General features: G+C 66.1%; 18 protein-coding genes. 9 read left to right on the top strand and 9 right to left on the bottom strand.

Going from position 1 to position 12669, the window contains the following annotated elements:
* The first annotated feature begins 128 nt into the window (after window positions 1-128).
* The 4 genes from ABE423_RS09435 (at window position 129) to dxs (ending at window position 5647) form a co-directional block, all read left to right on the top strand.
* Complete coding sequence (locus ABE423_RS09435) at window positions 129-605, top strand: LEA type 2 family protein (RefSeq protein ID WP_032130304.1); 477 nt, start codon at window positions 129-131, stop codon at window positions 603-605.
* 65 nt (window positions 606-670) lie between these two features.
* The gene (locus ABE423_RS09430; protein WP_346485839.1) at window positions 671-2461 is read left to right on the top strand and encodes an acyl-CoA dehydrogenase C-terminal domain-containing protein; all 1791 of its coding nucleotides are present in this window, start codon (window positions 671-673) and stop codon (window positions 2459-2461) included.
* Between the two features lie 507 nt (window positions 2462-2968).
* The gene (locus ABE423_RS09425; RefSeq protein WP_019336875.1) at window positions 2969-3634 is read left to right on the top strand and encodes an HNH endonuclease; all 666 of its coding nucleotides are present in this window, start codon (window positions 2969-2971) and stop codon (window positions 3632-3634) included.
* Between the two features lie 105 nt (window positions 3635-3739).
* Entirely contained in the window at window positions 3740-5647 is a 1908-nt protein-coding gene (gene dxs, locus ABE423_RS09420) for a 1-deoxy-D-xylulose-5-phosphate synthase (RefSeq protein WP_110714350.1), read from the top strand.
* Window positions 5648-5799: 152 nt separating this feature from the next.
* Here dxs and ABE423_RS09415 read toward each other — a convergent pair whose 3' ends face one another.
* The 3 genes from ABE423_RS09415 to ABE423_RS09405 all read right to left on the bottom strand — a co-directional run bounded on the left by ABE423_RS09415 (window position 5800) and on the right by ABE423_RS09405 (window position 7073).
* Window positions 5800-6003 carry a hypothetical protein gene (locus tag ABE423_RS09415; protein WP_005417823.1) on the bottom strand — a complete coding sequence of 68 codons (204 nt, stop codon included), beginning with the start codon at window positions 6001-6003 and terminating at the stop codon, window positions 5800-5802.
* A 167-nt stretch (window positions 6004-6170) separates the two neighbouring features.
* Window positions 6171-6734, bottom strand: coding sequence for a DUF3011 domain-containing protein (locus ABE423_RS09410; protein ID WP_346485837.1), 564 nt, complete (start codon window positions 6732-6734; stop codon window positions 6171-6173).
* 132 nt (window positions 6735-6866) lie between these two features.
* A complete protein-coding gene (locus ABE423_RS09405) occupies window positions 6867-7073 on the bottom strand; it encodes a hypothetical protein (protein ID WP_049423877.1) in 207 nt (68 codons plus the stop codon).
* 404 nt (window positions 7074-7477) lie between these two features.
* Between ABE423_RS09405 and ABE423_RS09400 the strand changes: the two genes are divergently transcribed.
* The 4 genes from ABE423_RS09400 (at window position 7478) to ABE423_RS09385 (ending at window position 9013) form a co-directional block, all read left to right on the top strand.
* Entirely contained in the window at window positions 7478-7762 is a 285-nt protein-coding gene (locus ABE423_RS09400; RefSeq protein ID WP_253144734.1) for a hypothetical protein, read from the top strand.
* A 12-nt stretch (window positions 7763-7774) separates the two neighbouring features.
* A complete protein-coding gene (locus ABE423_RS09395) occupies window positions 7775-8008 on the top strand; it encodes a DUF1653 domain-containing protein (RefSeq protein WP_032128669.1) in 234 nt (77 codons plus the stop codon).
* Window positions 8009-8094: 86 nt separating this feature from the next.
* Window positions 8095-8667, top strand: a complete 573-nt coding sequence (locus ABE423_RS09390; RefSeq protein ID WP_049401207.1) for a TetR/AcrR family transcriptional regulator — start codon at window positions 8095-8097, stop codon at window positions 8665-8667.
* A gap of 13 nt (window positions 8668-8680) precedes the next feature.
* Window positions 8681-9013: an SMR family transporter gene (locus tag ABE423_RS09385; protein WP_005410423.1), complete on the top strand. Its 333-nt coding sequence runs from the start codon at window positions 8681-8683 to the stop codon at window positions 9011-9013.
* A 22-nt stretch (window positions 9014-9035) separates the two neighbouring features.
* Here the strand turns inward: ABE423_RS09385 and ABE423_RS09380 are convergent, their stop codons facing one another.
* The 5 genes from ABE423_RS09380 to ABE423_RS09360 all read right to left on the bottom strand — a co-directional run bounded on the left by ABE423_RS09380 (window position 9036) and on the right by ABE423_RS09360 (window position 11351).
* Window positions 9036-9209, bottom strand: coding sequence for a DUF1328 domain-containing protein (locus ABE423_RS09380; protein ID WP_006380555.1), 174 nt, complete (start codon window positions 9207-9209; stop codon window positions 9036-9038).
* A 94-nt stretch (window positions 9210-9303) separates the two neighbouring features.
* A complete protein-coding gene (locus tag ABE423_RS09375; protein ID WP_032128667.1) occupies window positions 9304-9945 on the bottom strand; it encodes a LysE family translocator in 642 nt (213 codons plus the stop codon).
* A 98-nt stretch (window positions 9946-10043) separates the two neighbouring features.
* Window positions 10044-10652 (bottom strand): ATP-dependent Clp protease proteolytic subunit, encoded by a 609-nt coding sequence (locus ABE423_RS09370; protein WP_032128666.1) that lies wholly within the window; start codon window positions 10650-10652, stop codon window positions 10044-10046.
* Window positions 10653-10689: 37 nt separating this feature from the next.
* Window positions 10690-11040, bottom strand: coding sequence for a polyketide cyclase (locus ABE423_RS09365; protein ID WP_197615937.1), 351 nt, complete (start codon window positions 11038-11040; stop codon window positions 10690-10692).
* The gene (locus tag ABE423_RS09360) at window positions 11040-11351 is read right to left on the bottom strand and encodes a metalloregulator ArsR/SmtB family transcription factor (RefSeq protein ID WP_042358872.1); all 312 of its coding nucleotides are present in this window, start codon (window positions 11349-11351) and stop codon (window positions 11040-11042) included. Before ABE423_RS09360 ends, ABE423_RS09365 begins: the two co-directional genes overlap by 1 nt.
* A gap of 86 nt (window positions 11352-11437) precedes the next feature.
* On the opposite strand from ABE423_RS09360, the gene ABE423_RS09355 reads away from it, so the two are divergent.
* Entirely contained in the window at window positions 11438-12130 is a 693-nt protein-coding gene (locus tag ABE423_RS09355; protein ID WP_134951707.1) for an aspartate/glutamate racemase family protein, read from the top strand.
* Window positions 12131-12154: 24 nt separating this feature from the next.
* Here the strand turns inward: ABE423_RS09355 and ABE423_RS09350 are convergent, their stop codons facing one another.
* Entirely contained in the window at window positions 12155-12550 is a 396-nt protein-coding gene (locus ABE423_RS09350; protein ID WP_012511691.1) for a hypothetical protein, read from the bottom strand.
* Window positions 12551-12669 lie beyond the last annotated feature (119 nt).

Below are 12669 nucleotides of genomic sequence, written 5' to 3'. Positions count from 1 at the left end.
TCCGGCGCCGCGCACGCCCGGCCGCCATCTTCACGCGCTACCCTCTGCGACGGGTCGCCACAGGCGATCCAAACGACCATACGCCGTAGTATGCTTATCCAACGCACCCCTCCAGAGGACCTGCGCCCATGCTCCACCGCTTCCGTATCGCCTTGATCGTCCTGTGCACCCTCGCCCTTGTTGCCTGCAACAACGGCATCGTCAAGCGTGTTTCGGAACCGGCGGCCAGCCTGCAGCAGCTGACCGTGCGCGCCGACGGCAACTGGACCGTAGCCCTGCGCCTGCAGAACTACAGCTCCATGCCCATGACCTTCGATGACGTCGCGCTGGCGCTGACCGTCGGCGACAGCGACGCCGGCACCCTGCAGGCCAAGCCGGGCATTTCCATCGGCGGCACCTCGGCCGACGTCATCCAGGTCAATCTGGTGCCCAGCTCGGCCGCACGCCTGGTAGTGGCCGATGCGCTGGCCAGCAACCGCACCCTGGCCTATGGCCTGAAGGGAACGGTGGCAGCCACGCCGCAGGAAAAGAAGCAGCGCAGCTTCGACATCAGCAGCCGCAGCACCCTCAACCAGGCCCCGGGCCTGCCGGGCGTGCTGCGCTGACTCCCGCTTTCCGCCGCGGCGCCCGGCGCCGCTCCCCCTGTCCCTGATCAAATCGAGACGTACCGATGAGCAGCTACACCGCCCCGCTTTCCGACCTCCGTTTCGCCCTGCACGATGTGCTCAAGGTCGAACCCCTGTTCGCCCGCCTGGGCTTCACCGACGCCACCGCCGACGTGGTCGATGCCGTGCTGGAAGAAGCCGGCCGCTTCAGCGCCACCGTGCTGGCCCCGCTCAACAGCGTCGGCGACGAGATCGGCTGCGTGCTCGACCAGGCCACCGGTGAAGTGACCACCCCGCCCGGCTTCAAGCAGGCCTACGACCAGTTCGTCGATGGCGGCTGGACCGGCCTGACCGCCTCGCCGGAGCTGGGCGGCCAGGGCCTGCCGCACACCCTGGGCGTGCCGCTCAACGAGATGATCAACGCCGCCAACCTGGCCTGGGGCAACTTCCCGCTGCTCTCGCACGGCGCCATCGAAGCGCTGAAGCAGCACGGCGAGGCCTGGCAGCACGAGGCCTTCCTGAAGCCGCTGATCGAGGGCCGTTGGACCGGCACCATGTGCCTGACCGAGCCGCACTGCGGCACCGACCTGGGCCTGCTCAAGACCAAGGCCGAGCCGAATGCCGATGGCAGCTACTCGATCACCGGCACCAAGATCTTCATCACTGCCGGCGAGCACGACCTGACCGGCAACATCGTGCACCTGGTGCTGGCCAAGCTGCCCGACGCCCCTCCGGGTGCCAAGGGCATCTCGTTGTTCGTCACCCCGAAGTTCAAGGTCGACCGCGAAGGCAACGTCGGCGAGCGCAACGCACTGCGCTGCGGCTCGATCGAGCACAAGATGGGCATCAAGGGGTCGGTCACCTGCGTGATGAACTTCGATGGTGCGCAGGGCTACCTGGTCGGCCAGCCGCACAAGGGCCTGCAGGCCATGTTCACCATGATGAACACCGCGCGCCTGGGCGTCGGCCTGCAGGGCATCGGCCTGTCCGAGCGCGCCTACCAGAACGCACTGAAGTACAGCCGTGAGCGCCTGCAGTCGCGCGCCCTGAGCGGCGCCAAGTTCCCGGACAAGCCGGCCGACCCGATCCTGGTCCATCCGGATGTGCGCCGCATGCTGCTGACGGTGAAGTCACTGGTCGAGGGCAGCCGCCTGCTGGCCCTGCACGCCGCCACCCTGATCGACGTCGCCCACCACGCCGAGGATGCCGCCGAGCGCGAGCGCGCCGACACCCTGGTGAGCTTCCTGACCCCGATCTCCAAGGCCTGCCAGACCGAATGGGGCATCGAGAACACCTACAACGCCCTGCAGTGCTTCGGTGGCCACGGCTACATCCGCGAACACGGCATGGAGCAGCTGGCCCGCGATGCACGCATCACCACGCTGTATGAAGGCACCACCGGCATCCAGGCGCTGGACCTGATCGGCCGCAAGACCGCGTCCAGCCAGGGCGCCGGCCTGAAGCTGATGCTGGCCGAGATCGAAGCCTTCGCCAAGGCCAACGAGGGCAACGAAGCGCTGGCCGAGTTCATCGGCCCGCTGCGCGCCAAGGCCGCCGAATGGGGCAAGCTGACCATGGATGTGCTGCAGCGTTCGGCTTCCAATCCGGACGAACTCGGCGCGGCCAGCTACGACTACATGTTCTATTCGGGTTACGTGGTGCTGGCTTACTGGTGGGCCCGCAGCGTGGCCGCCGCCGATGCCAGCGCGCACGGCGCCGCTTTCGCTCAGGGCAAGCGCGAGACCGCACGGTTCTACTTCGCCCGCGTACTGCCGCGCACCCTCGCCCACGCCGCCGCGATCCAGGCCGGCGCCGCCCCGCTGATGGCGATGGACGACGAGCGCTTCGGCGCCTGAGCCGGGCTGCGCCCGGCACCCGCGGTAGTGCCGGCCGCTGGCCGGCACCCGCAACAGCAACATCAACGGCAAGAGCTGGCTTCCTGCGGGGTGGCGAGGTGGGTCCAATTGCGGGGGACGCTGCAAGTACGTCCATGTAAGCTCGGTCGCCGCATCCATGCGGCTCACGCCCCCGCAACCGGACCCACCCCGCCCTCGACAGATTTCTGCTGCTGGTAGGTGTCGACCTTGGTCGACACCGTAGATCCACGCCATGCGTGGATGGAAACCACCGAAATCCATCTGGAGAAAAGCCCCCTTTTGTTAAAGGGGGCGCGCCGACAGGCGCGGGGATTAGGAAGAATGCGCGGGCAACCCAGCGCGCCAACGGCGGGCTGGGTTGCTAAAGGGGGCGCACCGACAGGTGCGGGGGATAGGAGGAATGCGTGGACCTGAATGTTGACGATTTGCGTATCGCCGACAGGCGATACACAAATCGTCAACATTCAGGTATAAGCTGTTCTCCCGATGGAGACAGACACTACACGCTTGGGTCTGATCGAAGCCGGAGCTCCGTTTTCTGCTCCGGGCGCCGAAGCATCGCCCAACGCCACGACGCTGCATCGCCCCGGTTCGGTCCGGCTGCTCTCGCTTGATGCCCACGGACGCGTACTGGACTGGATCACCTGGCAGGATGCGGCGTGCCTCTACGCCCGCGAAGCCGTGGCCTGGACACTCGGCGATCCCTGCCTGCACATCCACGGCGGCACCAACCGCTTCAGCGGCCTGCAGAGCGGCATGGACCTGCACCCGATCATCGCCGCCCGCGGCCACGCCCGCTCCCGCGCGATCGACCCCACGCCGAACCTGACCAACCCGGCCCTGTTCGCCCGCGACGCGCACCTGTGCATGTACTGCGGCCAGCAGTTCAACCGCCCCACGCTCACCCGCGACCACGTCATGCCGCTGTCCAAGGGTGGCCTGGACTGCTGGGAAAACGTGGTCACCGCCTGCTTCCACTGCAACTCGCGCAAGAGCGACCGCACCCCGCAGCAGGCCGGAATGCCGTTGCTGGCGGTGCCTTACCGGCCCAGCTGGATCGAGCACCTGATCCTGTCCAACCGCAACATCCTGGCCGACCAGATGGCCTTCCTGAAGGCGCAATTGCCCAAGCGGTCAAAACTGAGCACCTGAATCGCTGAAAATGCAACCCTCACCGTCCTGTCACGGGCGGCGGCGTTTGCTTGCCCCACCCCCGTTTGAGGGCGAAAATGGGCGTTCAGAACAAGTGCGAACATGATGATCGACTCTGCCCGCTATCCCCGCCTCGCGCGCATCCAGACACCGGATGACCTGCGCACGTTCGACGAATCCGAATTGAGGGCGGTCGCCGACGAACTGCGCGCCTACCTCATCGAGTCGGTGGGCAAGAGCGGCGGCCACTTCGCCGCCGGCCTGGGCGTGATCGAACTCACCGTGGCCCTGCACTACCTGTACCAGACCCCGCAGGACCAGCTGGTCTGGGACGTCGGTCACCAGACCTACCCGCACAAGATCCTGACCGGTCGCCGCGACGAGATCCACACCGTCAAGCAGAAGGACGGCGTCGCGCCGTTCCCGAAGCGCGAAGAGAGCGAGTACGACACCTTCGGCGTCGGCCACTCCTCGACCTCGATCTCGGCCGCACTCGGCATGGCCATCGCCCGCCAGTCCGAAGGCGACAACCGCCAGGTCGTTGCAGTGATCGGTGATGGCGCAATGACCGCCGGCATGGCGTTCGAAGCGCTGATGCACGCCGGTGGCATGGAGCCCGAGCCGAACCTGCTGGTGATCCTCAACGACAACAACATGTCGATCTCGGAGGCGGTGGGTGGCCTGACCAAGATGCTCGGCCGTGCCACCGGCAGCCGCACGCTCAATGCGCTGCGCGAAGGCGGCAAGAAGATCCTCGGCGACAAGAAGAACAACCCGGCGCGCTTCGTGAAGCGCTGGGAAGAACACTGGAAGGGCATGTTCGTGCCGTCCACGATGTTCGAGGAAATGGGCTTCCACTACACCGGTCCGATCGACGGTCACGACATGTCCGCCCTGCTGTCTACGCTGAAGACGCTGCGCGCCTCCAAGGGCCCGAAGCTGCTGCACGTGATGACCACCAAGGGCAAGGGCTACGAACCGGCCGAAGGCGACCAGATCGGTTACCACGCCGTCGGCCCGTTCGATCCGGACAAGGGCCTAGTGGCCAAGGCCGGTGCCAAGAAGCCTACCTACACCGATGTATTCAGCGACTGGCTGTGTGACGCCGCCGCCGCCGAGCCGCGCCTGTACGGCATCACCCCGGCGATGCGCGAAGGCTCCGGCCTGGTACGTTTCAGCAAGGAATACCCGCAGCGCTATTTCGACGTGGCAATTGCCGAACAGCACGCGGTCACCCTCGCCGCCGGCATGGCCACCCAGGGTGGCAAGCCGGTGGTGGCGATCTACTCGACCTTCCTGCAGCGTGCGTACGACCAGTTGGTGCATGACGTGGCCATCCAGGACCTGGACGTGCTGTTCGCGATCGACCGCGCCGGCGTGGTCGGCCCGGACGGCGCCACCCATGCCGGCAACCTCGACCTGAGTTTCCTGCGCTGCGTGCCGAACATGGTGGTGATGGCACCGTCCAACGAAGCCGAGTGCCGGCAGATGCTCAGCACTGGCCTGCAGCATCCGGGCCCGGCTGCCGTGCGCTATCCGCGCGGCACCGGCACCGGCGTTGCCGCCGGTACCGACCTGTCCACCCTGCCAATCGGCAAGGGCGAGCTGCGCCTGCAGGGCAGCCGCGTCGCGCTGCTCGCCTTCGGCAGCACCGTGGCCGCCGCCGAACAGGTCGGCCGCGAACTGGGCCTGAGCGTGGTCAACATGCGCTTCATCAAGCCGCTGGACCGCGAGCTGGTGCTGGCCGTGGCCGCCCAGCACGAGGGCCTGGTCACAATCGAAGACAACGTGGTGGCCGGCGGCGCCGGCTCCGGCGTCGGCGAACTGCTCAACGCCGAAGGCGTACTGCGCCCGATCCTGCACCTGGGCCTGCCCGACAGTTACCAGCACCACGCAAGCCGTGAGGACCTGCTGGCCGAAGCCGGTATCGATGCGGCGGGCATCCGCGCGGCGGTGCTCAAGCGCTGGCCGCAGCTGGCTGCCGGGACCCCGCCGCTCAGCGCAGCAGGCTGAGGCCGGTCACCACCAGTAGATCCACGCATGGCGTGGATCTACTGCGGAACAGGGGTCGATCCACGCCATGCGTGGAGACAGATGCAAAGTAGATCCACGCTGTGCGTGGCTAGCGGGCTCCGGAACGATGATCTGGCCGGAAACCCCAACCCTCAGCCGTAGCTGACCGCTTCCACGAACGCACCGCTGGCCTCCACCCGCACCGCAGCGCGCTGCCCGGTGTCGACGAAGTGGAGGCGTGCAAGGGTTTCAGCGAAATCGTAGGCCCGGGCACCATCGCGGAACTCGATCGGTTCCGGCCGGTCCGGGTGCAGCACGCGCCATTGGCGTTGCTCGCATTGCAGGCGGATCAACATGCAGCTCACTCCTTGAGGCAGCGTATCGACGGTGGCGGGACGGGCGTGCCGGTTACGGCAGACTTCATCGCGACGGATCAGGGGCACGCAGGGGTGCCCTGATCACAGAAGATACGACGTTCAAAATGTGAGCTGTATCAGATTATTCTGATTTTCGATGGGCGAGCTCAATTCACCTGGAACTGCGCCCGGCAGCCGTCGCTGACCCAGATGCCACGACGGTTCCAGCCCCAGGTCTGGCCCTCGATGCAGGCGCTGCGTGAATCCTGACGCACCAGGCGCACACCACGACGGATGCGGGCATCACAGTACTCCTGGCGGTGGCCGTTGGAATGGCAGGTGATCACCTCACCCCCGCCCCAGCCATTGCCACCGTTGCCCCAGCCGTTGCCATGGCCACCACCCCAGCCACCGCCATGGCGGTACTCGCCAACGAACTCGGCACGGCAGCCCTGGGTGACCCACACACCGTAGCGCGATTGCCCCCAGGTCTCGCCTTCCACGCACGGCGAACCGGACAACTGGCGGATCATCCGGGCACGGCCTTCCAGGCGGCATTCATTGCTGCGGTTCTTGATCGATTCGCAGCGGACGATGCCGCCGCCATCACGACCGCCATAGCGATCGTCGTCATAACCGTAGCCATAGCTCTGCGCCTGCGCGCCGCCTGCGGCCGCCAGCATCGGCAGCAGCGTGCAGGCCAGGGTGCGCCAGGTGAGTGCCTTGCCCATCGGAATCTCCGGATGAATACGATGGCGCAAGCATCCGGGATTCGTGGCGCGGCGCACAGGGGGGCGCCCCACGGCGGTTCTTTCCCCATTCAAACAACTCAACCGTGGCTGACTGCGCCTCGGCCGGTGGCGTCACTCCCCGATATGGAGCGCATCCACGGTGCTGCCGAGCGCCTCGACCCGGACCGTGCTGCGCTGGCCGGTGCGACGATGGTGCTCGAGGGCCAGCGCAGCGGCCGCGTCGAAGGCATCGGCACCGCGGGCGTAACGGGTGGCGTCACCCGCCTTCGGATGCAACACGGACCAGTGCCGGGCAGTGCATTGGACAGTAAAGACCATGAGAAGCTCCTGCGGAAGGAAAGAGGCGGTGACAGGCGGCAGGGCCACGTGCCAGTACACCCTCAGGCTATCGATCGCGTCGGAGATGGCCCATCAGATTTGTACGAAAATGCCTCAGGATTCGGTCGGGCGCTTCCCAACCCTCACATCCCTGAGGCTGTTTAGTGAAGGCGTTCCGTGACCCTTGTCACGGAGTTGACGGAGCTTCACACTACCGTCACCAACAGGGGCCCCTTCCACATGCGCACCTTCTTCTCGCAGCAGCGCTGGACGCTGCTGAAGTTCTATTTCGTCGCCAGCTATCTGGTGCTGATTGAAGAGCTGATCCGCGCCGCCATGCACTGAGCGCTTGCTGGAGGGCTATTTGCGACAGACACTGTCGCTTTAGGCTCGGAGCCCGCCCGATGAAAGCGCTTCTTCTGATTCCAGCCCTGCTGGTGCTGACCGCGTGCGCCAACCAGCACGACGCCGCCGCACGTGCCGATGCGGCGACCACCTCGTCTGCGATACCGAAGGTGGGCGGCGATCGCGATGCCCACGGATGCATTGGTTCGGCCGGCTACCAGTGGTGCGAGCGCAGCCAGCGTTGCGAACGCCCGTGGGAACTGGCACAGGCACAGGGCCTGGCCAATACCGCCGAGGCCATCGATGCCTACTGCGCGAAGCCGGCCAGCCCGGCACGCAAGTGAGGCGCGCACCCCATGGCTGAGCTGAGCCCGCTACCCACCCTGGCCCCGGGTCGCTACCGCCACTTCAAGGGCGGCGAGTACGACGTGCTCGATATCGTCCGCAGCAGCGAGACGCTGGAGCCACTGGTGCTGTATCGCGCGCTCTATGGCGAAGGCGGCCTGTGGGTGCGCCCGTATGCCATGTTCGTCGAACAGGTACCGGGCGAACACGGACCGCAGCCGCGTTTCGCCCGCATCGACGCATGACGGTTCCGCTGCCGGCCCTGGCCGGCAGCGCGGTGACACCACGGGCCTGCGTTACAATCGTACCGTCCAGTCGGTTTCTTCCCGCCATGTCCGCATCCCCCTCCCGTTCGCGCCGCAAGGCGCCCGACAGCGTGCGCCAGTCACTGCTGCAGGCCACCATTGAAGTGATCGGCCGTAATGGCCTGGCCGCGCTGACCGTGCAGGACGTCGCACAGGCCGCCGGTGTCAGCAAGGGTGCGCTGTTCCATCATTTCAGCAGCAAGCAGGCACTGGTGGATGAAGCCATCGGAGCGCTCATCGGCGAATTCGAAGCGCGGGTGCGTGCCCTGCTGCAGGAAAACCCCGAAGGGCATGGCCGTTTCAGCCGCGCCTATGTGCAGGCCAATTTCGAGCATCTGCTGCAGCAGGAACAGGACAACGACATCGGCCTGACCCTGGGCAACCTGATGGAACCAGCCCTGCTCGCGCATTGGCGCACCTGGAAGCGTGCGATGCTGGCCGAGTTCGCCGGCGAAGCCAACGATCCCCGACTGTATGCGGCGCGCTGCGCTGCCGATGGCTACTGGGCCACGGCCTATGGGCGTCCGCTGGACGAGGAAGAACGCGCCAACGCATTGGCGATGGCCGAACAGGCCCTGAAACTATGCGACCCGCAGTGAGCAGGAGCGCTCAATGAATCCCTATCTCTACCTTGCCGCTGCCATCGTGCTGGAAGTAATTGCCACGTCGCTGCTGAAGGCATCCGACGGCATGAGCCGGCTGGCGCCGACACTGGGCGCGCTGGTCGGCTATGGACTGTGCTTCTACCTGCTGTCGATGACCATGAAGTCGATCCCGACCGGCATCGCCTACGCGATCTGGTCCGGCGTCGGCATCGTGCTGATCTCGCTGATCGGGCTGGTGGTGTTCAAGCAGCGCCTGGATGCACCGGCGTTGATCGGCATCGGCCTGATCTGTGCTGGCGTACTGGTGATCAATCTGTTCTCGCGCAGCAGCGCACACTGAGTACGCTGCTGCGCGATCAACGCTAGCTGACCTTCTTCGCTACGGTCATGCCGAGCAGGAACAGCACCACGGCGATGATGATGCCGGCCCAGAACAGGAACTTGGCGATGCCGACCGCGGCGCCGGCAATGCCGCCGAAGCCGAGCACGCCCGCAATGACGCCGATGATGGCGAAGATGATGGCCCACTTGATCATGTCAAACCTTTCCCCGTGGGGACTGCGTACTGGATGATCAGGCTAGGCCGTAGCCGATGCGGCAGTCGTGAACAGGCCGCGTGCGCGGCGTGAATCAGCGCGGGCGGAAACGCAGCAGGGCCACTGCAAAGGCCAGGAAAACGCTGCCCACCAGCCGCTCGAACCAGCGCCGCGCGAAGGGTTTGGCCAACCATCGGCGCAGGCCATGGCCACCGGCGGCATACATCACGTACCAGAACAGTTCGCAGCCGGCGAAGGTGGCAACCAGCACGCTGTACTGCAGCGCCTGGCCACGCGACGGGTCGACGAACTGCGGCAGGAACGCCGCAGCGAACAGCAGCAGCTTGGGATTGCTCAGGCCCACCAGAAGGCCACCACGGAACACCTTCCACGCGCCCAGCGACGCCGCAACCGGCAGCGCGGCATCGACCGTCACCGGTGGTGCCGGCCGGCAACTGTCACGCCATGCCTTCAGGCCCAGCCAGGCCAGATAGGCCACGCCCAGATAGCGCAGCACCTCAAACAGCATCGGCGAGGAATGCAGCAGCGCACTCAGGCCTGCTGCGGAGGCCGCCAGCACCAGCAGCATCGCCAGCAGGCAGCCAGCCATCGCCGGCACGCTACCGCGAAAGCCGAGCCCGACGCTGCGACCGAGGATATGCAGCATGTTCGGCCCCGGCGTACCACACAGAACGAACACCGTGGCGAGGAACCACCACCAGGTATGCAGCGCCATATCGGACATCCACTTCAGAAGATCCCACCAGCATAGAGTGCGCCGGCCTGGCGCGGCACACACAGCGCAGCATGGATGCGGTGGTTACAGAGGCAGGCTCAGGCCGCGAGCGCGTCGCGCCGTACCAGTACCTGGTCGATCAAGCCCCATTCGCATGCCTGCTCGGCACTCATGAAACGATCGCGGTCCAGGGTCTGCTCGACCTCCTCGACACTGCGTCCGCAATGCTGCGCATACAGCCGGGTGATGCGCTGCTTGGTGCGCTGCATTTCCTCGGCGTGGATGAAGATGTCCGACGCCTGGCCCTGCACCCCGCCCAGCGGCTGATGCACATGCAGGCTGGCATTGGCCAACGCCGCACGGTGACCGGGCTCGCCGGCCATCAGCAGGAACGAACCCATCGACCGCGCGGTGCCCATGCACAGCGTATGCACCGGGGCCGAGATGTATTGCATGGTGTCGTACATCGCCAGGCCGCTGGAGATCACCCCACCCGGCGAGTTGATGTACAGATGGATCGGCTTCTCCGGGTTTTCCGATTCCAGGAACAGCAGCTGCGCGCAGACCAGCGCCGACACAGTGTCATCGACTTCGCCGTTGAGAAAGATGATGCGCTCGCGCAGGAGCCGCGAGTAGATGTCATGGGAGCGCTCACCGCGCTCGCTGCGTTCCACCACCATCGGTATCAGCTGCATTCTGTCCCGCATGTGCCTGCTCCCTGTAGCGTTTGATCCAGGCGCCGGCTCAGGCCGCGCGCATCATGGTGCGATGATCGTCGTTGGCGGCCAACGGCAGCAGCGCGCGCAGGTCAGTGAGCCGATGCACGATGGTCAGCACCGTCCCCTCACCGTCATCCGCGCGCAGCCGGAAACACACCAGGCTGTGCAGATGCGGGGGCTGCGCATCGCGCAGGCGGAACCCCAGCTCCCGCCCCTCCTCGCACAGGCAAGGCTGCGGATCGGCAAGATCGGCCGCAGGCAACCAGCGCTCACGCAGCGCCGGATCGAACAGCGCGCGCCAGACCCGTTCCGGTGGCGCTGGCAGCCACTGCTCCATCACCAACGCGGGAGCCGCTTCGTTCAGAACATCGTCCATCAGTCCATCTCCTTCAGCAGATCCTGCAAGGCATCCATCCGCGCGGGCCAGTAGGCCCGGTAGCGCTGCAGCCAGTTGCCGATGTGCGCCAGCCCGCGCGGATCGACCTCGTAGTGGACGAAACGGCCTTGGCGCTGTTCGCTCACCAGCCCGGCATCGCGCAGCACCGCCAGGTGCTGGGACATCGCAGACTGGCTGATCGCCATGCCCTCGCGCAGCGCGCTGGCATGCTGCCCGCCCTCGGCCAGCTTTTCGAAGATGTGGCGGCGGGTGGGGTCGGCCAGCGCTTTGAAGAGGGCGTTCTCGATCATGACCAACACATTAGCAATCACTAATGTGTAGTGCAACTCCCGCATCGGCTGTGCTGCAATGACGGCTCCCCGGCATGGAGCTGTGCATGAAGACCCTTGGCCTGATCGGCGGCATGAGCTGGGAAAGCTCGGCGCAGTATTACCGGCTCATCAACGAGGACGTGCGGCAGCGCCTCGGTGGCGCACATTCGGCGCAGCTGCTGCTGTGGTCGGTGGATTTCGCCGGCATCAAGCAGCTGCAGCATGACGGCGACTGGAATACGCTGGGCGACCATATGGCCGACGCTGCACGGCGCCTGCAGGCCGGTGGCGCCGATCTGCTGTTGATCTGCACCAACACCATGCACAAGCTGGCCGACCGCATCGAGGCGGTCTGCCCACTGCCGCTGCTGCATATCGCCGACCCCACCGCCCAGGCCATCGTGCAGGCAGGCGCACGCAAGGTGGGCCTGCTCGGTACCGCCTTCACCATGGAACAGGACTTCTACCGCGGCCGGCTGCAGGATCGCTTCGGATTGGAGGTGCTGGTTCCCGAAGCCGATGATCGTCGCAGCGTGCACGACATCATCTACCAGGAACTGATCGCCGGTGTGGTCAGCGAGCACTCACGACAGGTCTACGCCGGCGTGATCGCGAGACTGGTGGCGCGCGGTGCCGAAGCCATCATCCTGGGCTGTACCGAGATCATGCTGCTGGTACGACCGGAAGACAGCGCAGTGCCGCTGTTCGATACCACTGCACTGCACGCACGGGCTGCGGTGGACGCGGCGCTGGCGTGAATCGATGCGCGCCGGAGCGCGGAATCAGTCCGCGCCCTGCACTTCCAGCGCGGTGATGAGCCACTCGACCACCGCCTGTGAATCGCACAGGAAGAAGATGGCATCGCCGGAGCGCGCCTCGGTAAGCAGGCGATAGACCGTGATCGCCACCGCCGACTGGTTGGCGATGAACACTTCCGGGCTGCGCGGCCCCTCGCTGTGGCCGGCAACCGCGTGCAGCGCCTTGCGTGCGGCCACGGTGGCAGCCGGGTCCGCGCTGCGGGTCAGTTCCGGCCCGCGCAGGCCCCAGGCAATGAACACATGCTTGCCCTTGAACGTGGTGTCGAGGACCCGCACCTCGGCGCCACCTGCGTCGGCCGAGCGATGAATGACGGTACTGCTGATCAACGCAACCCCCTGTGGTCGTCGTGGTCCGCGCATCCTCCTCCACGCGCCGGCCGCATGCCAGTGACAACAGCCACAGGCTGTGCCGACCGGCGTGGGAGACATGTAAGAGGGTGTAAACCGATGCGATCGGATGTGCAGCGATGATACGGGAT

This window comes from Stenotrophomonas sp. TWI1409, from assembly GCF_039673015.1.
In the GTDB taxonomy this organism is placed as follows: domain Bacteria; phylum Pseudomonadota; class Gammaproteobacteria; order Xanthomonadales; family Xanthomonadaceae; genus Stenotrophomonas; species Stenotrophomonas maltophilia_A.
Note: the sequence above shows the minus strand (reverse complement) of the source record. Positions and strands in the feature narration are given on the sequence as shown.

Coding starts and splice junctions, on each gene's coding strand:
- ABE423_RS09405 (WP_049423877.1), bottom strand. CDS start 7,073: ATGGTCTTTACTGTCCAATGCACTGCCCGGCACTGGTCCGTGTTGCAT.
- ABE423_RS09390 (WP_049401207.1), top strand. CDS start 8,095: ATGTCCGCATCCCCCTCCCGTTCGCGCCGCAAGGCGCCCGACAGCGTG.
- ABE423_RS09415 (WP_005417823.1), bottom strand. CDS start 6,003: ATGTTGATCCGCCTGCAATGCGAGCAACGCCAATGGCGCGTGCTGCAC.
- ABE423_RS09385 (WP_005410423.1), top strand. CDS start 8,681: ATGAATCCCTATCTCTACCTTGCCGCTGCCATCGTGCTGGAAGTAATT.
- ABE423_RS09395 (WP_032128669.1), top strand. CDS start 7,775: ATGGCTGAGCTGAGCCCGCTACCCACCCTGGCCCCGGGTCGCTACCGC.
- ABE423_RS09400 (WP_253144734.1), top strand. CDS start 7,478: ATGAAAGCGCTTCTTCTGATTCCAGCCCTGCTGGTGCTGACCGCGTGC.
- dxs (WP_110714350.1), top strand. CDS start 3,740: ATGATCGACTCTGCCCGCTATCCCCGCCTCGCGCGCATCCAGACACCG.
- ABE423_RS09410 (WP_346485837.1), bottom strand. CDS start 6,734: ATGGGCAAGGCACTCACCTGGCGCACCCTGGCCTGCACGCTGCTGCCG.
- ABE423_RS09350 (WP_012511691.1), bottom strand. CDS start 12,550: ATGCGCGGACCACGACGACCACAGGGGGTTGCGTTGATCAGCAGTACC.
- ABE423_RS09375 (WP_032128667.1), bottom strand. CDS start 9,945: ATGGCGCTGCATACCTGGTGGTGGTTCCTCGCCACGGTGTTCGTTCTG.
- ABE423_RS09425 (WP_019336875.1), top strand. CDS start 2,969: ATGGAGACAGACACTACACGCTTGGGTCTGATCGAAGCCGGAGCTCCG.
- ABE423_RS09380 (WP_006380555.1), bottom strand. CDS start 9,209: ATGATCAAGTGGGCCATCATCTTCGCCATCATCGGCGTCATTGCGGGC.
- ABE423_RS09355 (WP_134951707.1), top strand. CDS start 11,438: ATGAAGACCCTTGGCCTGATCGGCGGCATGAGCTGGGAAAGCTCGGCG.
- ABE423_RS09430 (WP_346485839.1), top strand. CDS start 671: ATGAGCAGCTACACCGCCCCGCTTTCCGACCTCCGTTTCGCCCTGCAC.
- ABE423_RS09360 (WP_042358872.1), bottom strand. CDS start 11,351: ATGATCGAGAACGCCCTCTTCAAAGCGCTGGCCGACCCCACCCGCCGC.
- ABE423_RS09435 (WP_032130304.1), top strand. CDS start 129: ATGCTCCACCGCTTCCGTATCGCCTTGATCGTCCTGTGCACCCTCGCC.
- ABE423_RS09370 (WP_032128666.1), bottom strand. CDS start 10,652: ATGCGGGACAGAATGCAGCTGATACCGATGGTGGTGGAACGCAGCGAG.
- ABE423_RS09365 (WP_197615937.1), bottom strand. CDS start 11,040: ATGGACGATGTTCTGAACGAAGCGGCTCCCGCGTTGGTGATGGAGCAG.